The organism is Siphonobacter sp. SORGH_AS_0500, assembly GCF_031453245.1.
Taxonomy (GTDB): Bacteria; Bacteroidota; Bacteroidia; order Cytophagales; family Spirosomataceae; genus Siphonobacter.
On sequence record NZ_JAVIYT010000006.1, the window covers coordinates 207,275 to 231,652 of the forward strand.

At 45.8% G+C, this 24,378-nt stretch carries 20 protein-coding genes; 8 read left to right on the plus strand and 12 right to left on the minus strand.

Annotated elements, in window-relative coordinates; translation table 11 throughout:
• The first annotated feature begins 11 nt into the window (after positions 1-11).
• The 3 genes from QE357_RS22430 to QE357_RS22440 all read left to right on the plus strand — a co-directional run bounded on the left by QE357_RS22430 (position 12) and on the right by QE357_RS22440 (position 3,747).
• Positions 12-716 carry an ABC transporter ATP-binding protein gene (locus QE357_RS22430; protein WP_309712735.1) on the plus strand — a complete coding sequence of 235 codons (705 nt, stop codon included), beginning with the start codon at positions 12-14 and terminating at the stop codon, positions 714-716.
• Between the two features lie 147 nt (positions 717-863).
• Positions 864-2,261, plus strand: a complete 1,398-nt coding sequence (locus QE357_RS22435; RefSeq protein ID WP_309712738.1) for a DUF3526 domain-containing protein — start codon at positions 864-866, stop codon at positions 2,259-2,261.
• Between the two features lie 22 nt (positions 2,262-2,283).
• Entirely contained in the window at positions 2,284-3,747 is a 1,464-nt protein-coding gene (locus QE357_RS22440) for a DUF3526 domain-containing protein (protein ID WP_309712741.1), read from the plus strand.
• 40 nt (positions 3,748-3,787) lie between these two features.
• Here the strand turns inward: QE357_RS22440 and QE357_RS22445 are convergent, their stop codons facing one another.
• Entirely contained in the window at positions 3,788-4,378 is a 591-nt protein-coding gene (locus QE357_RS22445) for a Crp/Fnr family transcriptional regulator (RefSeq protein WP_309712744.1), read from the minus strand.
• A gap of 150 nt (positions 4,379-4,528) precedes the next feature.
• On the opposite strand from QE357_RS22445, the gene QE357_RS22450 reads away from it, so the two are divergent.
• Complete coding sequence (locus QE357_RS22450) at positions 4,529-5,413, plus strand: SDR family oxidoreductase (protein ID WP_309712746.1); 885 nt, start codon at positions 4,529-4,531, stop codon at positions 5,411-5,413.
• 119 nt (positions 5,414-5,532) lie between these two features.
• Here QE357_RS22450 and QE357_RS22455 read toward each other — a convergent pair whose 3' ends face one another.
• From QE357_RS22455 to QE357_RS22470, 4 genes are all read right to left on the minus strand, one after another.
• A complete protein-coding gene (locus QE357_RS22455) occupies positions 5,533-5,997 on the minus strand; it encodes an RES family NAD+ phosphorylase (protein WP_309712750.1) in 465 nt (154 codons plus the stop codon).
• Between the two features lie 4 nt (positions 5,998-6,001).
• Positions 6,002-6,493 carry an antitoxin Xre-like helix-turn-helix domain-containing protein gene (locus tag QE357_RS22460; protein WP_309712753.1) on the minus strand — a complete coding sequence of 164 codons (492 nt, stop codon included), beginning with the start codon at positions 6,491-6,493 and terminating at the stop codon, positions 6,002-6,004.
• Between the two features lie 195 nt (positions 6,494-6,688).
• A complete protein-coding gene (locus QE357_RS22465) occupies positions 6,689-7,906 on the minus strand; it encodes a PQQ-dependent sugar dehydrogenase (RefSeq protein ID WP_309712756.1) in 1,218 nt (405 codons plus the stop codon).
• Positions 7,907-7,952: 46 nt separating this feature from the next.
• Positions 7,953-9,122, minus strand: a complete 1,170-nt coding sequence (locus QE357_RS22470) for a Gfo/Idh/MocA family oxidoreductase (RefSeq protein WP_309712759.1) — start codon at positions 9,120-9,122, stop codon at positions 7,953-7,955.
• 311 nt (positions 9,123-9,433) lie between these two features.
• Here QE357_RS22470 and QE357_RS22475 point away from each other — a divergent pair, with 311 nt between their 5' ends.
• Positions 9,434-9,940 (plus strand): ankyrin repeat domain-containing protein, encoded by a 507-nt coding sequence (locus QE357_RS22475; protein WP_309712760.1) that lies wholly within the window; start codon positions 9,434-9,436, stop codon positions 9,938-9,940.
• 506 nt (positions 9,941-10,446) lie between these two features.
• On the opposite strand, the gene QE357_RS22480 is transcribed toward QE357_RS22475, so the two are convergent.
• Both QE357_RS22480 and QE357_RS22485 read right to left on the minus strand, forming a co-directional pair.
• Entirely contained in the window at positions 10,447-12,618 is a 2,172-nt protein-coding gene (locus tag QE357_RS22480) for a catalase (RefSeq protein WP_309712763.1), read from the minus strand.
• Complete coding sequence (locus QE357_RS22485) at positions 12,608-13,204, minus strand: ferritin-like domain-containing protein (RefSeq protein ID WP_309712765.1); 597 nt, start codon at positions 13,202-13,204, stop codon at positions 12,608-12,610. Before QE357_RS22485 ends, QE357_RS22480 begins: the two co-directional genes overlap by 11 nt.
• Before the next feature lie 351 nt (positions 13,205-13,555).
• Here QE357_RS22485 and QE357_RS22490 point away from each other — a divergent pair, with 351 nt between their 5' ends.
• The gene (locus QE357_RS22490; protein WP_309712769.1) at positions 13,556-14,386 is read left to right on the plus strand and encodes a glycosyltransferase; all 831 of its coding nucleotides are present in this window, start codon (positions 13,556-13,558) and stop codon (positions 14,384-14,386) included.
• On the opposite strand, the gene QE357_RS22495 is transcribed toward QE357_RS22490, so the two are convergent.
• Both QE357_RS22495 and QE357_RS22500 read right to left on the minus strand, forming a co-directional pair.
• The gene (locus QE357_RS22495; RefSeq protein WP_309712772.1) at positions 14,365-15,447 is read right to left on the minus strand and encodes a glycosyltransferase; all 1,083 of its coding nucleotides are present in this window, start codon (positions 15,445-15,447) and stop codon (positions 14,365-14,367) included. The two genes, QE357_RS22490 and QE357_RS22495, sit on opposite strands and share 22 nt — an antisense overlap.
• Positions 15,437-16,525 carry a glycosyltransferase family 4 protein gene (locus QE357_RS22500; RefSeq protein ID WP_309712775.1) on the minus strand — a complete coding sequence of 363 codons (1,089 nt, stop codon included), beginning with the start codon at positions 16,523-16,525 and terminating at the stop codon, positions 15,437-15,439. Before QE357_RS22500 ends, QE357_RS22495 begins: the two co-directional genes overlap by 11 nt.
• 396 nt (positions 16,526-16,921) lie before the next feature.
• On the opposite strand from QE357_RS22500, the gene QE357_RS22505 reads away from it, so the two are divergent.
• Positions 16,922-18,154: a dicarboxylate/amino acid:cation symporter gene (locus tag QE357_RS22505; RefSeq protein WP_309712778.1), complete on the plus strand. Its 1,233-nt coding sequence runs from the start codon at positions 16,922-16,924 to the stop codon at positions 18,152-18,154.
• Between the two features lie 550 nt (positions 18,155-18,704).
• Here QE357_RS22505 and QE357_RS22510 read toward each other — a convergent pair.
• A complete protein-coding gene (locus QE357_RS22510) occupies positions 18,705-19,097 on the minus strand; it encodes a barstar family protein (RefSeq protein ID WP_309712781.1) in 393 nt (130 codons plus the stop codon).
• Positions 19,098-19,332: 235 nt separating this feature from the next.
• On the opposite strand from QE357_RS22510, the gene QE357_RS22515 reads away from it, so the two are divergent.
• Positions 19,333-20,745, plus strand: a complete 1,413-nt coding sequence (locus tag QE357_RS22515; protein WP_309712789.1) for a sulfatase — start codon at positions 19,333-19,335, stop codon at positions 20,743-20,745.
• Between the two features lie 222 nt (positions 20,746-20,967).
• Here QE357_RS22515 and QE357_RS22520 read toward each other — a convergent pair whose 3' ends face one another.
• Positions 20,968-22,494, minus strand: coding sequence for a T9SS type A sorting domain-containing protein (locus QE357_RS22520; protein WP_309712784.1), 1,527 nt, complete (start codon positions 22,492-22,494; stop codon positions 20,968-20,970).
• Positions 22,495-22,590: 96 nt separating this feature from the next.
• The gene (locus tag QE357_RS22525; protein ID WP_309712787.1) at positions 22,591-23,625 is read right to left on the minus strand and encodes a hypothetical protein; all 1,035 of its coding nucleotides are present in this window, start codon (positions 23,623-23,625) and stop codon (positions 22,591-22,593) included.
• Between the last annotated feature and the right edge of the window lie 753 nt (positions 23,626-24,378).

Genomic DNA, 24,378 nt, shown 5'->3' on the forward strand with positions numbered 1-24,378 from the left:
TCCCACTTCCCATGTTGAAAGCAGTTAATCTAACCAAAGCGTACGGCTCGCATATTGCTCTGCATCAGCTCAATCTGGACATCCAGCCGGGAGAGATCTATTGTTTGCTGGGCTCGAATGGTGCGGGTAAATCCACGACGATTAACCTTTTTCTGGGGTTTATTCCTGCCTCCAGCGGTCAGGCGTTTATCAATGGCGTTGAGGTATCGGTGAATAATCAGGCCACGCGGGATATGGTGGCGTACATTCCTGAAATTGTAAACCTGTATCCGACGCTTTCGGGCATGGAAAATCTGGAGTTTTTCAGTGGACTTTCAGGTTTCAGTTACACCAAAGACGAACTTGGTCAGTTTATGCAGGTGGCTGGTTTACAGACTTCCGCTTTTCATAAACGGGTGTCGTCGTACTCGAAAGGCATGCGGCAGAAAGTGGGCATTGCTATTGCATTGGTCAAAAAAGCAAAAGTCTTGTTTCTGGACGAACCTACTTCTGGACTAGACCCGCACGCCAGCAATGAATTTTCCGAGATCATTACCCGACTTAGTCAGCAGGGCGTGAGCACCTTAATGGCTACGCACGATTTACTTATGGCCAAAAACCTCGGTCACCGCATCGGCATCATGCATCAGGGCAAACTCTGCCAGGAGCTAATCTCCAGCCAGGTAACCCACGCCGACCTCACGCGGATTTATATTGATTTGGTGAAAGAAATGTAGCTTATAGTTTACAGTTTTCGGTTTATAGTTTTCAGTTAAAGGCTAAGCAATAGTTTCTAAGCCGAATCACTTTGATTATCAGTGGCTGTAAATGAAAACCGAAACAAAAAACTGTAAACGGGAAACAGTCAACTGAAAACTGAATACATGATTCAACTAATCATACAAAAAGAACTTCGGGAGATATTTCGGACTGCTAAGGTGGTTTGGTTATGGGTCGGAGTGCTGATACTGATGGGATTGGCTTTGTATAATGGCTATTCTTATTATAGGTCGCACAGTCAGTTGCTACGAGAGTCGCAGCAGGGTACCTATCAGCAGTTTATTTCGCAGGGAGATAAAAACCCGCACCTGGGTGCTCATTTCGGCTTTTACGCCTACAAACCCACGGCCGATCTGGCCATGATTGACAATGGCATCGAAGATTATACGGGAAATTCCTTTTACCTCGAACCCCACAAACGCGGCGTCGTTCGTTTTCGGGAGGTGACGGATGCCACGGGTATTCGAAGTTTTGGTTTCTTTAATGTAGGGTATTTCGCCCAGTTTATATTACCCCTTTTCATCTTTTTAATGGCCCATAATATCTTCTCTAAAGAATGGGAAAACGGTACGATCAAGATGATTCTCAGCTCAAAAGCCAGTACAACGCAGATTTTTACGGGTAAACTACTTGCCTGTCTCATCCTGGTTTTTTCTATATTAATAATCCTGGGCCTGAGTTCCCTCGCCCTTCTCAGACTGGGCCAGGAAACCGAAAACTGGACTTCATTGCTGGAAGCATACGCCTGTTACTGGCTTGGATTAGCCTTGTTTTCGGTGTTAATCACCATCATTGGTGTTTCCGTTTCTTTACTGACCCGCAACTCGTCGCTTTCGCTCGTCAGTTTATCAGGCTTCTGGTTACTGGGCGTTTTCCTCATTCCGCGTTTGGCCAGTGAACTTTCCAAACGCATGTATCCCTCCATCACTTCACTGGAATTTGAAAACACGACCTTTCACGAAAAAGAATACGGCGTAAATGGTGAAGGTACCAAGGACGAGCGACGTGCCATTCTGGAAAAAGAAACGTTGAAAAAATATGGCGTAACCCGGCTGGAAGATCTGCCCGTTTTTTACATTCCTATTACCATCGAATTTTTTGAAGAGTCCGATGGAAAAGTAATGGATCGGGCGTATGAGGCAGTGGATAAAAATGAAAGTCGGCAAAACGCTCTGGTGCAGGCTTCGGCGGTATTATCGCCTTTTCTGGCTTTCCGTGATTTCTCGATGCGAATCACGGCAACGGACATGAAAACGCACAATGATTTTGCCGAAAAAGCGGAATTACACCGTCGGAAAGTAGGAGTTATTGTGGATGATTTCTATCAGAAAAATACGGTTGCGGGTAACGATTTCTGGAAAACGGTACCCCAGTTTACCTACCACGCTCCAGGCATCGCCTGGCGATTAACCTCAGCGGCTCCTTCCATTCTGATCTTATTCGGCTGGACACTCGGGTCTATTTTATTAATGCTTTTTTCCTACCGCAAGATGACCGTGTAGGGACAGAGGCATAGCACAACGCATGAAATTATCCATTGCTAGGGTCGTATTAGACCTTGAACTGAAAATATTATCGCGGAATAAAGTGCTGGTGGCTCTCTTTGCCATTATGCTTGTGATGCTACTTTCGGCCCTGTGGATCGGGAATAGTATGTACCGGAAACAGGAACAGACGATTGGTAAAATCAAGGCTCACGAGGCAGAAATGCTGGACAGTCTTAAAACCCGGATTCGCCGGATTGAGGCCAACCACAGGGTCTATCCGGGCTTCATCTGGGACGATCCTACCTTTGCGTATAACACCGCCCGTAACGAAGGTCCCAAATTTGCTGTTAAGAAACCTTTTGTTTTACAGGCCATTAACGTCGGGCAAAGTGATATTCAGCCATTTTACTATAAGGTCTATATTAACAAGAAACAGTATCTGACTTACGAAGGAGAAATCGATAATAGCTTCCTGCAATTCATCGGTAATTTTGACTTTGCCTTTGTGGTCATTTATTTATTCCCGCTACTGATCATTGTCTTTACGTATAATGTACTCTCCATTGAAAAAGAGCAGGGCACCTGGGTATTATTAAAGACCAGTAATCAGTCCATTGCCAACCTGATTCGATTGCGGGTGAGCATTCGTTACCTGCTCTTTACCAGTCTTTTCTGGCTGCTAGTTATTCCTATGATGGTATTGCTGCTGGGGAGTAGTTTTCTGCTAACCTCAAACTGGTGGTGGACCTTCGTTCTCGTTTCGATGTACTTCGGTTTTTGGTTTGCGTTATCCTTTTTGGTGAACAGCTTTTCAATGCCCTCGACGGTTAACGCCATGGTTTTGATTTTCCTCTGGCTTTTTACAGGAATCCTCATTCCAAACGTATTACAAATTGGGCTCAGTCAGGCTTACCCCATTCCCAGCCGGATTTCCCAAACCAACGAAGAGCGAAAAGCAGTAAATAAATACTTCGAAAAAGACGGTCAGTTATTAACGAAAGAAGTTTTTAGCAACCCCCGAACCCAGATTCGTCAGGCCTCGATTGTCACGCCCGGCATGGTGTATGGGTATGGGGTTATTGTCTATAAAAGTCAGGAAATTAAAGACGCGGCGGCTGAAATAGCCGAGCAGCAATTATACGGACAAATTGAAAAGCAACAGGCCGCCATTCGGGCCTTTCAGCTCATCAGTCCGGCTTTGATGATGCAGGAAGAGCTTTCGGCTTTGTCTGGCACGCACTGGCACCAGTTCAATACCTTTAGTCGGGACGTAGACCAGTTCCGTAAGCAAACCCAGCAGTTTTATTACCCCAAAATGGCCCATGAATCAACCTATCATACCTTTAACGTAAAAGATGCCGAAGCCATCCCAACTTTCCCGCCACGGGAATACAAGGATTATCGTTGGAGTAATACCTGGCTTTCATTCCTGAGTTATCTAGCCCTTATCGGGCTGTTGGGCTGGGTAGGTTACCGAAAGCTACTCGATGCTCAGCGGTAGTTAATAAGCCCTTATGCGGCGGCTCCCCAACGAATAGAAATTATTTATTTCGGTGCTGTTTATGTCGAATGCGGCTCAGGGTTTCGCGGGAGACGCCCAGGTAAGTAGCTACCAGATGCAGAGGAATCCTTCGGAATATCTCAGGATGGGTCTTCATGAAGTCTTCGTATTTTTCCTCGGCGGTATAACTCAGGTTCATATAAATCCGTTGCACGCTATCGTTCATGCTTTTCTCCCGTAACCGATCAGAAAACGACCTGAAAACGGGCATGGCCTCAAATAACTCTTCCATCGTTTCCCGCGTCCAGATCAATACTTTTGAATCTTCCAGAGCCTCAATTCTGTAATGGGAAGATTGCTGACTCATATAACTTTCATGGTCAATAATCCAGTTGTTTTCCGCTGCAAACCGCATCGTGGACTCCGTGCCATCTGCCCGAACCCGATACATTCTTAACAAGCCTTTTAATACAAATATTTTGTGCCGACAAATGTCACCTTCCCGCAATAATAATTGGTGCCTTCGTAACTGAAGTAGGCTGGAGGAAGCCGTAATCTTCTCAATTTCAAGGTCCTGTAGTTGCTCAAATGAGCGTATGTATTGTTCAAAATTAGCGGATGTCTGTCTCATAAACGGGTACCTATACGAATGACCAATAAATCGTAGGAAATGGCTTACTGGTGAAATTTGTGTCAAATGACCTCGTTTTCGGGGGAGTGATTAGGCCACCTTTGCTGAGGTAAACGAGAGTATTCAATTCTAATACGAACTAAAGGAATTATGCGAGTTTTTGTTACAGGAGCTTCCGGTTTTATTGGCTCCGCCATCGTTCAGGAATTAATAGAAACAGGACATCAGGTCGTAGGACTGGCTCGTTCTGAAAGCTCAGCTCAGGCGTTGCTTCATGCCGGGGCTGAAGTCGTACGGGGAAGTCTCGAAGATCTCGATAGTCTGAAAAAAGGGGCTGTTGAAGCCGATGGTGTCATTCACACCGCCTTTATTCATGACTTTTCCCAGTACCTTGCTGCCGCCGAAACGGATAAACGTGCCATCGAGGCCATCGGTTCCGTGCTGACGGGGTCTAATCGTCCGTTTATTGTTACCGGAGGAATTTTAGGGCTCCGAACCGACGGAAATCTGACTACCGAAGCCGATGCTTCTTCGGGATTTCCCCGGGCTTCTGAAGTAGCGGCCCTGAGTTTAACGGAGAACGGCGTAAACGTCTCGGTTATTCGTCTACCCCCCTCCGTTCATGATGCTGGCGATCAGGGATTTATTCCTTTCATTATTCAAACCGCCCGACGAACAGGCGTTTCAGCGTATGTGGGAGAGGGTACCAATCGTTGGCCAGCCGTGCACCGACGGGATGCGGCCCAGCTTTACCGACTTATCCTTGAAAAAGGAAAAGGGAACCGTCGGTATAATGCCATTGGCGATGAGGGCATTCCGCTCCGACATATTGCCGAAGTTATTGGGAATGAGTTAAATCTTCCGGTAGTCTCCATAACCCCGGAAGAGGCTTCTAGTCATTTTGATTGGATGAGCCGATTCATTACCTATGATAACCCTGCTTCGGCGGAGCAAACCAAGATGGAATTGGGCTGGAATCCTACGCACCTGGGTTTATTAGAAGACCTGAAATTGGGGCATTACTTTAACAAGTAGTGGTGAGTCATACATACCCGGATTAGTTTCCGGGTGTGTGTTTTGTTATCACTTTGGATAATTCTCTTTCGGAAGAGGGTAAGTCCCCTGCTAATGATTGAAGATAAAATTCGTAGTTATCAACGCAATCTATAATCCAACGAAAGCAGCCTTTTTCGAACTACTTTAACTTCGGCGTAGGCGGGATGTTGGGGATGTAACAATAGATTATAAGATTCGGGCATGATAACCGAAGGTACGGCTAGGGCCAGACTAAAAGGCGAGAATAACCATTCCTTGAGAATCGTTTGCGTGGAAGACAAAGGCCCGGAACTCCAATAGCTGGGTAGTTTGGAGGGATCCATCCAGAAGATGCTTTCTGGAATTTGGGGTAATTCGATGGTGCTTAGCCACAGTTGGGGCACTTCGCTAAGCGTCAGGGCCGGAAGGTGCACCAGCGTTTCGAGCAATGCCAATTCTGGAGTTTTGCTTGTATAAAGTATACCCATACCCTTTGGATTCCAGCGGCCTCCGTAGCGGTAACTGCCCATGGTTGAAAGCGGATCGACGTGATAAGGCTCTTTGTTGATTCGAAACACCTGCATTGGTCTATCCTAAAATACCCCACTCAATTCTGCCTAAAACATCTTCTGCGAGCGAAAATCCTGAGACGGTATCTAAAATCGCCAGCGGGGATTGAGGGATGTCATCCGAAGTTTTTTCGGTGGGAGTATAGGTCGTTGAGGGCTGCTGAAAAGAACCCATAGCTTGTAGCGGGGATGCTTCACTTACCCGTTCTTCGGAATAAGATAACTCCGCCAGAGGCGTATGTAACCAGCGATTGACCAATTCTGCCCGGCCATCAAAGGTATGCAAGGCATGATTGATGAGGCGTTCCAGTAGTAATAGCCGTTCGCTGGCGGCCAGACTCAGGCGTTCGGAATCCATTTTTCCGTGTAGGCTCCGAACGGACATGTTCAGGATGTGAGCCATTTCTTTATCACTCAAGCCAATCAGACGAGCAATTTCATCCACTCGCCGCCGTAATACCCCGTGCCGGGCTTGTTGGATGAGATGAGTAACGGGAGTGGAGACTTGCATGAGCTTGTTTTTAATGATGGTAAATATACATTCTTATAAGTGAAAAATTGCCATAATCGTTCACTTATTACAAGAGCGTTTAGAAAACATAAAAAGCCAACGTCTCCGATGGCTTTATCTTCATGCGTAAGATTAATGAAAAATCGTCGGTAAAAATGAATTTACTTTTACCGACGATTTTTGAAAACTACACCATTACTGATAATTCACTCGATAGATAACCCCGTTAGTATCATCCGAAACTAATAAAGATCCGTCTTTGGAAACTGCTACACCCACAGGGCGGGCAAAATGCGAGCGGTTGTTATCTACCAGAAAACCAGTCAGGAAGTCGTCGAAACGGGTGGGTTTGCCATTTTCAAAGTGCATCCGAACCACTTTATAACCCGAAGGCTGACTGCGATTCCAGCTTCCTCGCATAGCTACAAAGGCATCTCCCTGGTATTCCTGAGGGAATTTAGTGCCGGTATAAAATGACATCTGCATGGGAGCCGCGTGAGCCTGGTACAATAAGCCGGGTAAGGTGGAAAGTTGCAGGTATTGCTGATACGTCGTGTCGGCTGGTGGACGGGTGCCGGGGTTGTATTTTCCTTCGCCGTAAATGTAAGGCCATCCATAGTGAGCGGATTCTTTGATCAGGTTGACTTCTTCTTTCTGATCGTTGTCGCCCAGCCAGTCAATGCCGTGATCCATACCCCAGAACTCCCTGGTTTCAGGGTGCCAGCCAAAGCCAATGGTATTACGCAGCCCTTTCGCAAAAATCTTCATGTTCGAACCGTCCGCGTTCATCTGTACCATCGTGGCATTCATGGTGTTGGGCTCGGGACAAGAGTTGCACGTGCTACCAATGGAAAGGTAAAGTTTGCCATCTGGACCGAACGCCAGCGTCCGGTTCGGGTGCTGACCGCCGTCTGGCAAGTTATCCTTAATGAGCTTCGGCTCACTCAGTCCACCATCAGCGGCAATATCCGATACGAATACTTGCGTAACGGTGGCAATGTACATTTTTGAACCATTAATAGCCAGACCGTGAGCCTGTTTTAGCGTAGCCACGGTTCGTTTTAGATCAGCCACACCGTCGTTGTTTGAATCGGTTAGCAACATAACTACACCCGCCTGCCGATCGGAAGCGTAAACGTGACCGTTATTATCCACGGCCAGAATTCGGGGCATGCCTAAATCCTGTGCAAATATATTCACCGAAAAACCGGAAGGAACTTTCAACTGCTGAACACGTTCAGGCGAAGCCGACACCAGAGCCGGACGAAACACATAGCCAGTAATTTGGGCAGAAGTCGGATCTTCGTCCGTTTCGGGAATCATGGCATCCCAAAAACCGCCACCTCGGTTGCAACTCGATACCAGCACGGATACCAAGGCAGCACCAGCCAAAAGGGTAAGACTTTTTTTCATAGAGCGTTTACGTGAGTGAGAAAGGATTAATCAATAAAAAAAAATATTAAGCCGGAATAACCACCCGTTTGCCGGTTTCCATGGCCTCGTAAATGGCATTAATAATTTTCACATCCTGCCGACCCATTTCTCCGGGTACAGGCGTGGGACGTTTGTCAATGATAGATTGGGCGAAATTATCCATTTGCAAAGCCTGCTGATTGACTTTGGGAAAATCCATTTTACCTTGCGAAGTCTCGCCTTTTTGGCCGGAGTAAGGATACGCAGGCGATAGTTCAAACCAGCCTTTTTCGGCGTCGGCTCTCAGCAAATTCATGTCTTCTTCGTAACTGCTTTTGCAATGAGCGATCACTCCACCGGGCATTTCCATTTGCCAACTCAGCGAAGCTTCTACCTCTTTAAACATTTCCTTATCCTTTTTGGGGCCTTCCTGAGCTCGTACGGCGATGGGTTCCATGCCAGTCGTGTACCGGATACCCTGGATGCAGTAAACGCCTACGTCGGGAAGGGGGCCGCCACCCGCCAACTTTTTATCAAGCCGCCAGCCTTCGGTTCCATTCATGCCATTTTCGGCCTTCAGCGACTTGATTGATCCGAAAGGTTTATCCGCTCCCAATCGCATCATTTCTACGTTATAAGGCTCAAAATGAAGTCGATAGCCAATGGATAACATTTTGCCCGCTTTCTTGCTGGCCGCAATCATGCGATCGCACTCCTCAACAGTTAGAGCCATGGGTTTTTCGCAGATAACGTGCTTTCCGGCGGCGAAGGCACGCTCCGTATACTCGGCGTGCATGCTGTTGGGAAGCACTACGTAAATGATGTCAATGTCCGGGTTATCTTTGATCGAATCGAAGTTGTCGTAGCTGTAAATATTTTTATCAGGAATGTCGTATTTGCGTTTCCATTTATCGATTTTATCCGGCGTACCCGTCACGATTCCAGCCAGGTAACAGTTTTGGGTTTCTTTCAGAGCCGGAGCTAGTTGTTCTTCACTGTATTTCCCCAGGCCCACCAAAGCAATGCCCAGTTTACCTTTGTTCTTCTCACTATCTTTTTCAGCCTGTTTCTTTTCTTCTTTAGAAGCCGAATTTCCACAACTAGATAAGGTATAAAGTCCATTAGCCGCCAGCACTGAATAGGCTACCTGTTGAGAAACGGTTTGAATAAAGGTTCGACGATTGTACATAAACTTCTCGGGGTTAAATTGACGCATCGGTCAATCGGTTATAGTGAATAGCACGAAATCAGATTTGGGAAAGGGAGTAAAGCAGGAAGGCGGCTTTAAAAATTCCTGTTTCTAAAACTGAGAGGTAAAAAAAGGTGCCTAAGTAGTTAGCGTGAAGGCTGGGGTAATTGAGTTACGATATAAATATTTACTCAGGGCTTTTTATAGGTATTGATGAATTCTGGGTAATGGCAAGTTTCGTTAGATTAAAGTAGTTTCTAGTTACATCAAACTTCTAAAGCTGGTATGGTATTTATACAAAAGTTGAACAGACTTACGCTATAAATCAGTAACCTTTCATGACAGAATCTACCATTGCCGGCCTTACCAGTCTTGAACCCGTCCTTATTCACGCCGCCCGACTGGGTGAAATGGCGGTTATTCAGGAATTAATTGATCGTAATACCAATGTTAATGCTCAGGATTCCAAGGGTTATACGCCTTTGATTATTGCCTGTTATAACCACCAGTTTGAAGCCGCTCGTTTATTAATTAAGGCGGGAGCCGATGTTAATGCTCAAGACTTTGGGGGTAATACAGCCTTGATGGGGGTGAGCTTCAAAGGGTATGCAGATCTGGCAGAGTTAATGATTGCTCAGGGAGCGGACTTGAACCTGCAACACGGCAATGGCGGAACTGCCCTGATGTTTGCGGCCATGTTCGGTCGTAATGAAATCGTAAAGTTATTACTTCACTACGGAGCTGATAAAAACATCCGGGATGTAAGAGGATTAACCGTGCTTGATCTGGCTTTACAGCAGAATAATCAGGAAGCGGTAGAGTTACTACAGGCCCAAGAGGCATAACTAGGAGAACCATACATCGGTCTTTACTCTTCACAACCATCTTTATTCCGCAACACACTGCATAGTTGCGGAATAATACGAGAGTTAGTTTATCCTCCAAGCCCGTCATCCAGAGCAAAGCGAAGGATCTTATTGTTCTTGCGACCTTACTTAGTCCTGGGAAAGTTTTTGTTGGTAAATATTGCGTCCCCGGATGAAATCCGGGGACTTCGGTGCACTGTTAGGTTCCTCATGGGTACAAGATTCCATCTCATTCCTATAAAAAGGCAGATTCCCACCAACCCCGCATTCAGACAAAAAAAACCTCAAAGCTGCCCCATTCCACAGAAGAATCATTAGAAAATGCAGTCACACCATTAAAGCCCAACCATTGTAAACGTCGCCCATAGCCTAAAAGGCAAAAACTATTTCATAATTACGTGACTGCTTCTACTTCTGAGAAGATATTGAAGCAACAAGGCCCCGCACGAAAATAATCGTGCGGGGCCTTAGGGTTACTCTAGGGATTAGGCTGGAATTTTTCTTGGTTTTTCTCGCTCCCAGAAACGATGCTGAGCAATGGCTTTTGTAAACAAATCGGCCAGTTGCTTTGCGTCATCACTTACTACCAAACCTTCCCGCAAGACCGTTTCTTCCGAGAAATCGGCGGGTAGTTTTTTGGCAAAATAGGTGGATTCCAACACCTGAAGAGCGGAGGCATGAGCCGCAATGGGCTTACAGTGCTTAAAGGCTTCATTCAAAAAATGAATCGCATCCGCATCCGCTTCTACCGTAGCCACGCTATTCGTTCCACCGGGTACGTAAACGGCATCGTATAGCACGGAAGCAGCCGTTAGGAAGCTATGATCTACTGGAATTTCCGTATTTGCGGAAGACAAGATGAAATTAAGTCGCGGAGCAATGACTTCTACTACCGCACCTTCTGCTTCCAGTTTGCTTTTAACGGTTTGCAGAGAGGCTTCATCCACCCCATCAGCGGCCAGGAAGGCAATTTTACGGGTTTTGATGCTGTCTTTAATGGTATGAGCCATACTCAGGGCGGCCGATGTCGTCAGTGAACCTTCGACCATAACGGAATCGTAATCAGCAGGATCGGCATCTGCCGGAATGCTGTGATTCACGGGTAAAGCAGGATCTTGCGGAACCGGAATGCGTAAAGCAAAGGCCACTTCAGCGGCTAAATTTTTATCGATCAATGATAAGATGCCTACCATTCGTTCGCGAATCGCAACCGTTTTTACCTTCCCTAACTCGAAACTTAGGGCATCGATAATATGGTTTTTTTCGGGCTCGGACTGACTATTGAAGAACAGCCGGGCCTGACTGAAATGATCCAGGAAGCTTTTGCTGCGGGCCCGTACTTTCCGTGCTTCAATGCGTTCGGGATAACTCGAAAAGCCACCTTCCGCCGATGAAGCCTGTTCGGGGTAACCACCGCCCAAGGAATTAGGATGGTAACTCGTTTTTCCCTTGTTAATGGTTTGACGCATATGACCGTCCCGCTGATTATTATGAACAGCATTGATCGGGCGGTTAATGGGAATTTCCTGAAAATTAGGGCCGCCTAATCGCAGTAACTGCGTATCCGTGTACGAAAACAAACGTCCCTGCAACAGGGGATCATTCGTAAAATCAATACCTGGTACCACATGACCTAAGTGGAAAGCCACCTGCTCGGTCTCAGCAAAGAAGTTGTCGGGATTGCGGTTTAGGGTCAGTTTCCCAATTCGCTGCACGGGTACTAACTCTTCGGGAATGATTTTGGTTGAATCAAGTAAATCGAAATCAAATTTGAATTCATCCTCTTCCGCCACAATCTGAACGCCCAGTTCCCATTCGGGGAAATGACCACTTTCAATGGCCTCCCACAAGTCACGGCGGTGGAAATCAGGATCTTTTCCGGAAATATTCTGAGCCTCGTCCCAGGCAACGGAATGAACGCCTAACAAAGGTTTCCAATGAAATTTAACAAAACTGGATACGCCTTCAGCGTTGACGAAGCGGAAGGTGTGTACACCAAAGCCTTCCATCATGCGGTAACTGCGGGGAATGGCCCGGTCACTCATGGCCCACATAACCATATGGGCTGATTCGGGCATGAGCGAAATAAAATCCCAGAAGGTGTCGTGGGCAGAAGCGGCCTGGGGAATTTCATTGTCAGGCTCCGGCTTCACTGCGTGAATCAGATCGGGAAATTTAATGGCATCCTGAATAAAGAAAACAGGCATGTTATTGCCTACCAGATCAAAGTTACCTTCCTGCGTATAGAACTTTACGGCGAATCCACGGACATCGCGAGCGAGATCCGTAGATCCCCGCGAACCGGCTACCGTTGAAAAACGAACGAAAACGGGCGTTTCCAGCGAAGAATCATTCAGGAATTGGGCTTTCGTCAGGTGAGCCATGGACTCATACACTTTGAAAACACCGTGAGCTCCCGAACCACGGGCGTGTACCACCCGTTCAGGAATCCGTTCGTGATCAAAATGGGTAATTTTTTCGCGTAAAATGAAGTCTTCCAGCAGTGAAGGACCCCGGTCGCCCGCTTTTAAAGAGTTATTGTCGTCACTGATTTTCAGACCCGTATTGGTCGTCATTTTTTCGCCTGACGATTGTTCAGTATGAGGAGCCAGATTATCGATTTTATCGTTTCCTGGCTGGTTATTCTTATTGGTCATTTGGCTCGTTGTGTAATAAAAGGGAGTAGGGAGTTAGGCTTCCTGAGAAGCTTTGTAGTTCACGTCGCTTTCGGCTACTTCGGTTAATAAAGCATCGGCTTTTTTTTCTTTCTTCCAGCGTCTGGTTTAATAAAGTAGAAACTTCGTCGAAACCCAGCGTTTGAGCCAGTTGAGCTAAGCCACCGTACGTAGCAATCTCGTAATGTTCAACTTTTTGCGAAGCCAGAATGATTCCCACATCCCGAGTGGCTGTTCCTTCATCGGTGCTTTCAATGATACCTTCGCCTTCTTTGGTAAGTCCCTCCATCGCGTCGCACTTTTTGGCAATGGCTTTTTCACCTAGTAACTCAAAAGCTTGTTCCAGACGACTCACGTGGGTTTCTGTCTGAGTTAAGTGTTCTTCAATGGCTTTTTTTAACTGGGCAGAAGTAGCCGAAGCAATCATCTTTGGTAAGCTTTGAACCAGGTGGTTTTCAGCCCAATAAATATCCCGTAAACCATCTACAAAAAGTTCCTGTAAAGCCGGTTCTGCGGAGGGAGAGGTTTTTGTTTTGAAGGTAGGTTCAGCACCTGTCGTATTTTTCATGAGAATAATGAGTTAGATAAGCTAATCACATCGTATACAAAACTCATACCATCTTTTAGGTGGGGAGGAAAGAGGTAAAAAATGCTATACTATTGACTAAAAAAGGGATAAACTAATGGCACATTGATCTTAGCGTAGAAAAAATGTCTTTTGATAGGAATGCTCACATATAACCTAAAGATGTCTGCGAAAAGGTAGTTGATTGACTTAGGCAATGCGTAGATCATCACTTAACCTTTGCTGGTAGATCGTTAAGGCGATAGTTCGGCTTTTCGTCAGGACCTGATCGAAAGAAGGAGGTGCGGCACTCTTCTTTTAAAGGTATTTCATTCAAATAGAATCTTCATTTTCATGCCATCTATCTCTGTTTTAACCTTAGTTAAAGGAAGAAAAAATGCGTTGTTACAGTTTATTCGTGGGTTAATAAACAGTGAAATTCCTCCAGCTGAACTAGTGATTGTTCATATGAATGAAAGTGCTTATGCGGAAGATTTTCCAGTTACGTCCTTTCCTATACGTTGTGTAGAACTTCGTTCGGAAGAAACCTTGCCTCTGGCTAAAGCCCGGAATTATGCATTCTCCCTCGCCCAACATGACCATTGTGTATTGGTTGATGTGGATTGCATCGTTAGTCCATCCTTACTGGGCATGTATGCCGATGCCTTTGAAAAGGAAGATAGCGTATTATACGCGGGAAAAGTTCGTTATCTAACTCAGGCGAATACCGAAAAACCAGACGTTTTAGAGCATCTGGAGAGCTATAGCCAAGCCGATCCCATACGGAGTAGATTTGATCAGTTCCCCTATGAACTATTCTGGTCCCTGAATTTTGGATGCAGTCGGAAGGTATTTCATACCATTGGTGGTTTTGACGAAAGTTTTACGGGTTACGGGGCCGAGGACACCGATTTTTCTTTCACTGCCCGACACCGGGGTATTGAGTTAATAACCCTTCCGGTTACGGCCTATCACCAGTATCATCCCAGCTATTCGCCTCCCTTAAATCATCTCGAATCCATCGTTTCGAATGCCCGTCAATTTTATCAAAAGTGGAAGCTCTGGCCCATGGAAGGTTGGCTGGCTGCTTTTCAAAAACGGGGTTACATAACCTGGTCCGAAGATCAGATTTCGGTTGAGAAATTACCTTCAATCACTGAAATTCAAGAGACTTTAAAGTCGTAAGCGTACATGAGATTCCACTGCTCTTTTATGGCTAAAGCGAGGTCTGTTAAGGCACCGGGGTTGATGGTGCCCTCCCAGTTTACCGGATTCAATTCCTGAGCTTCTGCCAGTACGGTAGGCCAGTGAGTAGTGGGTAAATCTGCTGCCGAGATAGTGATAGCCAGTGATTTTGCCCGTAGAAATGAAGCCTTGTGTTGCTGTTCGGCGAAAGGACGTTCTTCGGCAATACAGATGAATTTTTTCTCTAAATCAGCCATTTCCATGACGGTATTATGTCCTGCATTTCCAATCACGATTTCAGAACGCATTAATACGGGTAATGGATGATCTACCCGCCCGTGAAAGACTAGATTTTGCTTATCCGTAGCCTCTTCATATGGCAATATTCCCAATACATGAAATTGATAATCAGGGCATTGATCAGCCAGTTTCAGAAGGATAGATTCGTTAAAAGAATTCCCTCCCTGACCAAGCAAAACGGCGACCTGCCGAGGAATAACCTCTTCAGTCAAGGGTTTGGCTAGGGAAGTAAATCGGGAGAATCCTCCCGAGTAAAAGGTTTTCTTCTCCATCCATGTTTCCTGCGGATCAGACATCCAATCTGGATAGGGAGCAATTAATAGCTGGGCACTTTCGTAAGCCGTTCGGTGAGCTAAGTCGGTGCGGTAGCCGTGCTGACGAATAACTAGTGTAGGAATCCCCAGTAATCGAGCCAGTAATGTAACTTCCACAGAAACATCTACAACCAGTATCAGTGGCTCACTCGAAGCCAGAAACTGCGTGAGCATGGCCATCCGTTTGCTTAGCCCGCTAACGGCCAGAGGAGCATAATGCAAACACCCAACGTCTGGGCCGGGCTGGTAATGAATGTCTTTAGTCTGGGCAGTATCCATCGGTAAATCAATCCATTGAATACCATCGGGAATGAGCGACTGATGTTTTCTTAAATGACTGCCTAAAAAAGTCACGGAGCAGTCTGTTAACTGCTCAGCTATGGCGATAGATCGCATGAGATGTCCTGCTCCGTGATGGTGAATGTAAAAGGCTACGTTACACGGCATACGGAATGGTTTGATGCTGGGCAATCATTTCCAGAAAAGTTTCTTCGTAAGCATCGACCATGCGTTCGACATCAAAAAAACTTTCGGCCCGCTGCCGACAGGCCTGACGGTCTAACTGAGCGGCTTCCCGAATACAGGCGGCTAAACTCTCGGGGTTCGTAGAGAAGGATAGACAACCCGTTTGTGGACTTAACAATGTAGGTAATGCCCCACGGGAAATTCCGGCTACGGGCGTTCCGCAAGCCAGCGATTCGGCCACGACCAGTCCGAAAGGTTCATCCCAGCAGGGAGTAATGAGGCATACTTCTGCGTTGCCAATCAGCACATTAAGCTCTTCAGGTGTGCAATGACCTACCATTTCTGTGGTATCGTCAAGCAAGGGCTTTACCCAATCCTCAAAATAGTTGGCATCACTAATTGTACCCGCGATTTTCAGGCGTTTACCGGCGGCTTTGGCGGCCAGAATCGCCAGGTGTAATCCTTTATCGGGATGTATACGTCCAAACCATAAAATGTATTCTTTCTGATTTTCAGGGTAAAATTGCCAGGTAGAAAGGTCAATGCCATTGTTGATTACCTGACAGGAATGGACATACTCTGACCACGAACGGGCATTTTTTTCGGATACTGAAACGTAACGAATCTTCCCACTCGACTGCTCGCGACTGACGGCTTTTTTCATTTCGAAAATTGGCGGCGTATGCAGAACTGTTAGCATGGGCGTACGCACGACCGAAGCCATCATAATGGGTACGTAATTCAGGCTATTATTGAAGATAATATCCAATTCATCAAAGTCGATGTCCTGCATAAGCTCAACGTAAGCGTGGTGCGTGGTAATAAAATCCTGACAAAGTTCGTGGGAAGTAAACCGGGTTCCGGTAAGGTGATTATAAGCGTTGTCCTCCAGAATGGGCTTTACGATGGTGGCGGCGTCAGAGCCGGAACTTGCGTAAAGAATTACCTCATGACCCCGCTTTTCCAGTCGTTTGCAGATGTCATAGGTAAATGCTTCAAGCCCTCCCATGAACGGTTTCCGTATGGGATGCTTCAAATGGGCAATGATGCCAATTTTCATAAAATTTTCGTTTGTGGCGTTGGTTTTCTTAAGATAAGACTAAAAGAAGCATTCCTAATGGCATAGGGGAATATAGGCCTCGAATCAGGTAGACACGCTTTGGTAAAGCACTTAAGGGGTAATGGGCCTATGTATGGGGAGGTGTTTGAGAAGTAAACCGATGATTCGTACGGTAACCAATGACATCAATGCAATTACTCAAGGGCGGTGTTTTACTAGTCAAATACTAATTCAGTAATCATACGCCGGAAATAGAAAAGGGTTATCTGGGTTGGGAACCCCTTTTCTATTCGGATCTTGTAAAGGGTATGAGTTTAGTCAGAACGCTAACGTAAGGGCTGAGTAATCGATTGTTGTAATGAACTATCAATCGTAAGAAGAGCTTACCTGAAAGTCATGAAGAATTTTTACAAAAACTATAAAGGCATTATCTGGCTGTTAACCGGCATTAGTTGCGGTAGCATCGCCGGACTTTTGCTGGGGAAGCAAGTAGCGGTACTCAAACCCATCGGTGACATTTTTTTGAATCTGTTGTTTACCGCGGTAATCCCGCTCGTATTTTTTGCGATAACCTCGGCCATCGCAGGCTTACAACCCGGTAAGAAACTGGGCCGGGTCATGGGTGTAATGGTGATGGTGTTTTTAGGAACAGTACTGGTCGCCGCCTGCTTAACCATGGGGGCCGTCTGGCTGTTTCCCATCCAGGAGCAGCTAACCAGTGCCCCTTTAACCGAGGCGGTAAATCAACAACCCATAGCCGATCAGATTACCCAATTATTTACAACCAGCGAATTCTACCAGCTACTATCCAGGCGAAGCATGCTGGCTCTGATTATCTTTTCGGTGATTATTGGCTTTGGGGCTTTGCAGAGTGGAGAGAAAGGAGCCGCTTTTACACGTTTCCTACAGTCGGCCAACGAAGTTTTCACGCAGGTTTTCGTTATTATCATGAAAATGGGGCCCATTGGCCTGGGGGCTTACTTTGCGTATCAGGTGGGCGTATTTGGGCCTCAATTATTCGGAGCTTACGCCCGGTCGCTGGGGTTATATTACGGGGTAGGAGCGTTTTATTTTGTAGTTGGGTTCAGTGCTTACGCTTTTCTAGCCGGAGGATTAAAGGGGTTCAAAACGTTCTGGATCAATAACTTGATTCCTTCGGCTACCGCTGTCGGTACCTGTAGCAGCATAGCCACGATACCCGCTAATATGGATGCGGCCCGGAAAATAGGCATCCCCGCCGTGATTGCCAATGTCACTATCCCGCTGGGAGCTACGTTGCATAAAGACGGTTCAAGTATATCATCGATCATCAAAATGGCGGTGGTCTTTGCTTTGTTTGGTCGAGGCTTTGACGGGATTGATGTGATTCTGCTGGCTCTGGGGATGACGGTGTTGGTCAGTTTGGTGGAAGGTGGTATTCCCAATGGAGGGTATGTGGGGGAGCTCCTCTTCATTGCCGCTTATGGCTTCCCGGCGGAGGCACTGCCCCCGGCCATGATTATCGGTACGCTCGTTGATCCGATGGCTACCCTGTTAAATGCCACGGGCGACACGGTGGCAGCCATGCTCATTGCCCGTTTTACCGAAGGAAAAAACTGGATGACGAAAGAAGAAAAGTCAGGCTCTTAAATGAAGCACGTTGGTAATAGAGGGTTTATGTCCCCCCGCAGTCGCTCGGCTCCAGCCGAGTGACCATCTGGCTATAGGCCTCTGGCCGGTATGCGACAAATCAGAAACAGGTCAGAAAACAGCTTTCTGAAACAAAACACTCCTGCTAGTATCTGCCAGAAGCCTTCCAGACAAGATTGTCACTTGGCTAGATCCGAGCGACTGCGGGATTGGGGTTCACCATTGAAGGTTAGACGCATGATGCCAGCGAAAAGCTGGCATCGGCTAAGCTGAAGTATATGGGTTTGTCACCTCTACTGTTATCCAGAGCAAAGCGAAGGACCTTACTTAAGATTGGTGTCACTCCCCGCAGTCGCTCGGATCCAGCCGAGTGACGACATAATCTGGCAGGACTCTGGCCGATGATTATCAAGTACGTTTTCGCTAGGGGAAGGTATTCTTTGACCCGCTGTGGGTTCGCATTTCACCGGCCAGAGCCGAGCGACTGCGGGCGATGGCATCTCCACCAGGGAACAGTTTAGAGAGCCTAATAAGGATAAAAAATAAACGATCAGGCTAAAACGAGGGTAACATTCGTATGTTCGGCAATGATTGTAACTAGTAAGTCAAAGTAAGTCTGGCCCTGACCGCCTTCCAGATCTTGTAACTTTTCCTGGAATAACGCTTTATTATAACTAGAGCCAGGTTGCAATTTTTGTTCGTAATACGCTTTAGTTACGGCATAGCCGAGGCCCAGCCGACTTTTCTCAGCATTCTTCCAGATCAACTCTACTTTTTTAGCTTCTTTGGCAATACCATACCCGCCGTAAAGTAAGTCATCGAAAGCGTCCAGACTGGCTCCTAATTTCCAGTCTTCTTCAGCCATGAATACCCGATTAATTTCTTCGTAAAACGATTCAATGTCGTGGATATGCTCACCATCGATAGTAACCTGTATAGTCATTGGGTAAAGGTATGAGAGTAATCGACCGAATCTGATTTGGATTTTGTAGCCTAAATAACTTCATTTATCCATTTAGTTGAATAGTATCGTCGTAAAACCCTAACTATGTTCTGAGCTTTCGCGGAATCGGGTATTCCCTCTCGCCTATTTCGCGAAAAGAAACAGATTTGAATAATCACATTAACGCTAAATGCGGGCTGGCAACATGACTAAGCGATTAACATTCCTATCGATGATGGGGTGGGGATTATTGATGGCGTACACAGTAGTAGGGCAGAAGGCTTCTTCAAAAAACCCAAACATCGTTCTTTTTTTCATTGATGATTTAGGATATGGTGATTTATCCGTCACCGGAGCTTTGGGGTACAAAACACCAAACCTGGATCAAATGGCGGCAGAAGGTACCCGCTTTACCAACTTTATGGCTGCACAGGCGGTATGTAGTGCGTCGAGAGCCGCTTTACTGACGGGTTGTTATCCGAATCGGGTAGGGATTCCAGGGGCCTTAGGGCCAGAGTCGCTCATAGGTTTGAATCCCAAAGAAGAGACCATTGCCGAATTACTGAAAGCGAAAGGCTATGCCACTGGGATTTTTGGTAAATGGCATTTGGGTAGCAGACCGGAGTTTTTGCCCTTGCAGCAGGGCTTCGATGACTATTACGGCGTGCCTTATTCGCACGATATGTGGCCCCTGCATCCCTGGCAGAAACAGGCGAATTACCCGGCCCTGCACTGGATCCAGAATAATACGCCCGGTAAGGAAATAAAAACGCTGGAAGAAGTAAGTGAACTCACGCCAACCATCACGGAAAAAGCCATTGGGTTTATCAAGAAAAACAAGAATAAACCCTTCTTCCTGTACGTGCCTCATCCCTTACCTCACGTGCCGTTGGCCGCTTCCAAACGATTCATAGGCAAAAGTGAAAAAGGTATTTTTGGCGATGTGTTAATGGAACTGGATTGGTCAGTAGGGGAGATATTGGGGGAGCTAAAAAGGCAGGGGCTGGATAAGAATACCCTAGTCATTTTTACGAGTGATAACGGCCCCTGGCTAAATTACGGCGATCACGCGGGTTCGTCGGGAGGATTCAGGGAGGGCAAGGGTACTTCTTTTGAAGGCGGTCAACGCGAACCGACCATTATGCGTTGGCCGGGCGTTATTCCTGCGGGTCGCGTTTCAAATCAATTGCTTTCGACCATTGATATTTTACCCACACTGGTGAAATTGACCGGAGCCCGACTTCCTGCGGAAAAAATTGATGGCATTGAATTCGTTGACTTATTAAAGGGGGATGATGCCCAAAACCCACGCCAGGAATTTCTCTATTATTACCGGAAAAACAGTTTAGAGGCTGTTCGCAAGGGTAACTGGAAGTTAATCTTCGCCCATCCTGGTCGGAGTTATGAAGCTTTCTTACCCGGTAAGGACGGCCAACCGGGACCCACTTCTGAAACTCATGAATTCCCTAAAGCCCTTTATAACCTCAGTCGTGATCCTGGCGAGCGATACAATGTGCTGGAACAAAACCCGGATATAGTGGCAGAACTAGAGAAAATCGCGGAGAAAGCCAGAGAAGATTTAGGGGACGATTTACAGAAAAAAGAAGGAAAAAACAGACGAGCACCCGGCGTAGTGGAACGGAAATAAATACGGTATAAATTTTATAATCCTAACATACGTCCATATTTCAAACGCAGACTTACATTATTCTTACCAATTATAGAAAACCCCCCCTTTACTTTAACTGTCCGCCAACAGCTTGAAAGGGGGGGTAAGTCTAGGAAAGGATAGCATTCTTTCCTAGAACTACAATCCACTAATAAATAGATTCAGTTTTGATAGTATGGGGATGGATAGGTGAATAACAAGCTACGGTACTACCACTTTATAGGAGCGAATAGCTGCCCGCTCCTGTACCAGAAGCAAATAGATGCCTGGACTTAATTGAGTTAAAGGTTGAAGTTGTATACTTTGGCCAGATGCAGGTATTCGATCAAAAGATACTTCTCTACCCGTAGCTTCAAAGAGCTTGATTTTAGCCGTCAGGGGTTCGTCCAATTCGAGCGTGATGGTGCGATTCGTAACGGGATTAGGGTAAAGTCGATAGGTAGCGTCAATCACTACCGAAACCGCCTTGAAGCTCTCCTGTTTGCCGTCGGTATCTACCTGCGTGAGTCGGTAATAGCTGGTGCCGCTGTAAGGCTGGTTATCTACCAGACGGTAGCTGCTTAGTTGGGTAGAGTTCCCCGCTACATCCGTTACCTTCCCCACTGTTTCAAAGGATAGCAGATCTTTACTTCTTTCCAGAATAAAAGCCTGATTATTTTTCTCCTGAGCCGTTTGCCAAGTTAACAGCACCGAGCGATTGGCTTGAACCTGAGCCTGAAAACTCATAAGGGAAACGGGAGTAGGCGATTGTGTGATGCTGCCTATGGCTAAGGCCGTGATGTTAATACCCACAGGAACGGTACCCGATAACGTACTGTTTTCAGCGTTACCCGAAGCATTGGCATTTCCGCTCAAATCGATCCAGGAGGAGCCGTTCCAGCCTACCAGCCGGAGGTCCGAAGCTGGAGCAAAGCCGGATAAATCAGGCATGGAAACGGTTACGTCGAGGGACGAAGACCCCGCCACTTTGACGAAATCCCAGAAACCCGCCGTCGAAACAGACGTAATGGGACCGGTAACTGTAGAAGTAGAATGAGTGGCATTGTCCGAAGGATCGGTAACCGTGGATGGATCGCCCGGAAACCAGGCCGTGCTGAGGTGCGTAGCGGCGTCAGCAGGAGCAGCGATGGCTAGTGTTCGGATGTCACTGCCGCTCCCAACGGGAAAAGTAAAGGCCGTATTTCCAATTTTAGAAACGTAGCCATTGACGTGCTGGGCATCGGTCGATCCTCCTGAATAAGAAGAACTAGCTTCAAAACGCAGGGCACTGGCCTGATGAGTGGAACGTACCGTGGTGGTAATTCCATTTTGAAAGGTGGCCTGATTGTAAACGTTGGCCCCGGCTGAGTTGTTAATATTGAAGAGGCTGGAAGCTCCGTTTTTTAACACCAGATTATAGAAATTAGGAGCAACGTTACCCGAAATGCCCATCGTGCCCGCCGAGCCGTTAGGCCCATTGAAGTTATCGGTACTGCCGCCGGAGCCGTTGGCATTGTAAGGGTTAAAAACCCGCAGGGCATCCACGTCGGTTTCGAAGTGGTCGAAGGTGGCTCCGTTGCCCGCCGAATAGCTGGAGCCTGCCCGATTCGTTACTTGTGTGTAAGCATCGTAATTACTCACGTAACCAAAGTTAGAGAAATTCGTGCCATCGATGACCAGTTGGGCCCTGACTGACCCGCTGGTCAGTAGCCCCCCCAGCACCAGAGCCCTGATATAGAGTTTTTTCATGAAGTATGTGTTCTGGAAGCTTACTTAGTATGTATGAAGCTAAGAATGCAAATAGTGTGTAGATAGTAGATATAATACTTCTGGCCCAAAGACATCCTATTGTTTAAATAGCTTAAACATGGATAAATCCTTATTAATACTTACGCCATTACCGTTTTGTCCATCCATATTACCTGTACCATAGGTCTTGAAGAAAATAGCAATCTGATCTCCTGCTTTTAAGTATAAGGTTCCATTTACTGTTCCATTATATCGATTAACGCCAAAAGGAATACTGGATCCTTTGAATACTCTTAATACGCTATTAGCTACAGTTGTGAAGTCACTTGCACCGTTGGATTTTACGCGAATGTAGGAAGTAAGCTCTCCTCCTGATCCATCAAAAGCAGTTCCAGAAGCATTTGCTACCGTAAGGTAAATAAATCCTATAAAGCTATAAACGCCTTCGTCTTTGATAGTTATAATTCCTGTAGAAGGATCATAGACATTATTCGCATCGGAAACTTGATCTAATTTCAAAACTGTAATACCATTATTATTCCACCCATTATTATTAAAATCAAGGGTACCACTACCACTAGCAGAAACATAAGGGGTTGTGTAAGGATCGGCAGGAGCGGTGAAGCCCGAGGTTTGCCAACTGGCCAAGCCATTCGCATCAGAGGTTAACACTTTCCTTGCCCCCTGCGTGCCATCTGCGATTTTGATGTTTCCCAATACATCCAGTTTAGCCGCTGGCGTGCCTTGCCCAATACCAAGATTTCCGTTGGTCAGATTCAGTACAAAATCATTTGACCCATCTCGGGATAATACAAAAACTCCATTTCCACTATTAAAAGTAGGGTTAACACCCAGTACGGCTTGCTTCAACGCCCCAGAGGCATCTAAAGCGGAAAAATGCTGGATAACTGCTTGGCCATTACCTGTGTTTTGAAGCCGCAAGTTAATGTTGCTCGTGTTGGAAGGAATCACCGTTGTACCGCCGGTTCCTGTACTAACTACATGTAATTTAGTAGCAGGAGAAGTCGTCCCGATACCGACGTTACCGGTTTGAGCATGAACATGATTTCCCAGAAAGGTAAACGCAACTAAAGAAGTAACAAATTTGAAGAGCGTAATTTTTGTATTCATTGTTTTTGAAATTAGGTATGTGATTGGACAAAAAAGGATTACGTATACTAGATAATAATGAAAAATTCAACAACATAAGCACTGCTTCAACAGAGTGTATCTGAATGATAACAGATCTGTTGAACGAATTTTATTACAAAAAATCTGGCGGAAAATTTGAGATAAGAAGGATACTAATTACGAGAAAAAGGTCACTATAAATCAGAATGTATACACCCTAATACGTGTAATTATGAATCCTTAATTATTTGCCCATTTGAGCTATACTATATATAATTAATGATGTGGTAGTTAGTTGACTGATATGTCAAAGGTCTGATTATCTTCTGGTAATTATCTTATGAGAAATAACTATTTTTCCTAGTATAAATAAGTAAATCATTTAACAGAATAGTATAATTATTAGTACTGTCTATGATAATTAGTAATTAATAAGTATTAATACTTATAATATTTGTTTTGACATTAAATTAATGAATAAAGATTGTTTAAGTATTTTCATAAGAGGGCATACTGAGGAACCAAGCGTACCACATCATTTTCCGCCTAGTGAATTATGGCTCAAAAGTAGATAATAGGGAATAATTATCTACTTTTGCAAAAAAAATACGATTTGCAGATATAAAATTTTCTCTATAATATGCGATCGTTTTTGTGATTATTCTACTAGTAGCTTATTTATAGTTATTAAAATTATACCCATTTCTCGATTCGTTCATGATCGACATATAATTCTCTTTTTTGATTCTATGA

Bases quoted from the DNA above. Each gene is read 5' to 3' on its own strand.
- QE357_RS22430 (WP_309712735.1), top strand. From the start codon at position 12: ATGTTGAAAGCAGTTAATCTAACCAAAGCGTACGGCTCGCATATTGCT.
- QE357_RS22435 (WP_309712738.1), top strand. From the start codon at position 864: ATGATTCAACTAATCATACAAAAAGAACTTCGGGAGATATTTCGGACT.
- QE357_RS22440 (WP_309712741.1), top strand. From the start codon at position 2,284: ATGAAATTATCCATTGCTAGGGTCGTATTAGACCTTGAACTGAAAATA.
- QE357_RS22445 (WP_309712744.1), bottom strand. From the start codon at position 4,378: ATGAGACAGACATCCGCTAATTTTGAACAATACATACGCTCATTTGAG.
- QE357_RS22450 (WP_309712746.1), top strand. From the start codon at position 4,529: ATGCGAGTTTTTGTTACAGGAGCTTCCGGTTTTATTGGCTCCGCCATC.
- QE357_RS22455 (WP_309712750.1), bottom strand. From the start codon at position 5,997: ATGCAGGTGTTTCGAATCAACAAAGAGCCTTATCACGTCGATCCGCTT.
- QE357_RS22460 (WP_309712753.1), bottom strand. From the start codon at position 6,493: ATGCAAGTCTCCACTCCCGTTACTCATCTCATCCAACAAGCCCGGCAC.
- QE357_RS22465 (WP_309712756.1), bottom strand. From the start codon at position 7,906: ATGAAAAAAAGTCTTACCCTTTTGGCTGGTGCTGCCTTGGTATCCGTG.
- QE357_RS22470 (WP_309712759.1), bottom strand. From the start codon at position 9,122: ATGCGTCAATTTAACCCCGAGAAGTTTATGTACAATCGTCGAACCTTT.
- QE357_RS22475 (WP_309712760.1), top strand. From the start codon at position 9,434: ATGACAGAATCTACCATTGCCGGCCTTACCAGTCTTGAACCCGTCCTT.
- QE357_RS22480 (WP_309712763.1), bottom strand. From the start codon at position 12,618: ATGACCAATAAGAATAACCAGCCAGGAAACGATAAAATCGATAATCTG.
- QE357_RS22485 (WP_309712765.1), bottom strand. From the start codon at position 13,204: ATGAAAAATACGACAGGTGCTGAACCTACCTTCAAAACAAAAACCTCT.
- QE357_RS22490 (WP_309712769.1), top strand. From the start codon at position 13,556: ATGCCATCTATCTCTGTTTTAACCTTAGTTAAAGGAAGAAAAAATGCG.
- QE357_RS22495 (WP_309712772.1), bottom strand. From the start codon at position 15,447: ATGCCGTGTAACGTAGCCTTTTACATTCACCATCACGGAGCAGGACAT.
- QE357_RS22500 (WP_309712775.1), bottom strand. From the start codon at position 16,525: ATGAAAATTGGCATCATTGCCCATTTGAAGCATCCCATACGGAAACCG.
- QE357_RS22505 (WP_309712778.1), top strand. From the start codon at position 16,922: ATGAAGAATTTTTACAAAAACTATAAAGGCATTATCTGGCTGTTAACC.
- QE357_RS22510 (WP_309712781.1), bottom strand. From the start codon at position 19,097: ATGACTATACAGGTTACTATCGATGGTGAGCATATCCACGACATTGAA.
- QE357_RS22515 (WP_309712789.1), top strand. From the start codon at position 19,333: ATGGGGTGGGGATTATTGATGGCGTACACAGTAGTAGGGCAGAAGGCT.
- QE357_RS22520 (WP_309712784.1), bottom strand. From the start codon at position 22,494: ATGAAAAAACTCTATATCAGGGCTCTGGTGCTGGGGGGGCTACTGACC.
- QE357_RS22525 (WP_309712787.1), bottom strand. From the start codon at position 23,625: ATGAATACAAAAATTACGCTCTTCAAATTTGTTACTTCTTTAGTTGCG.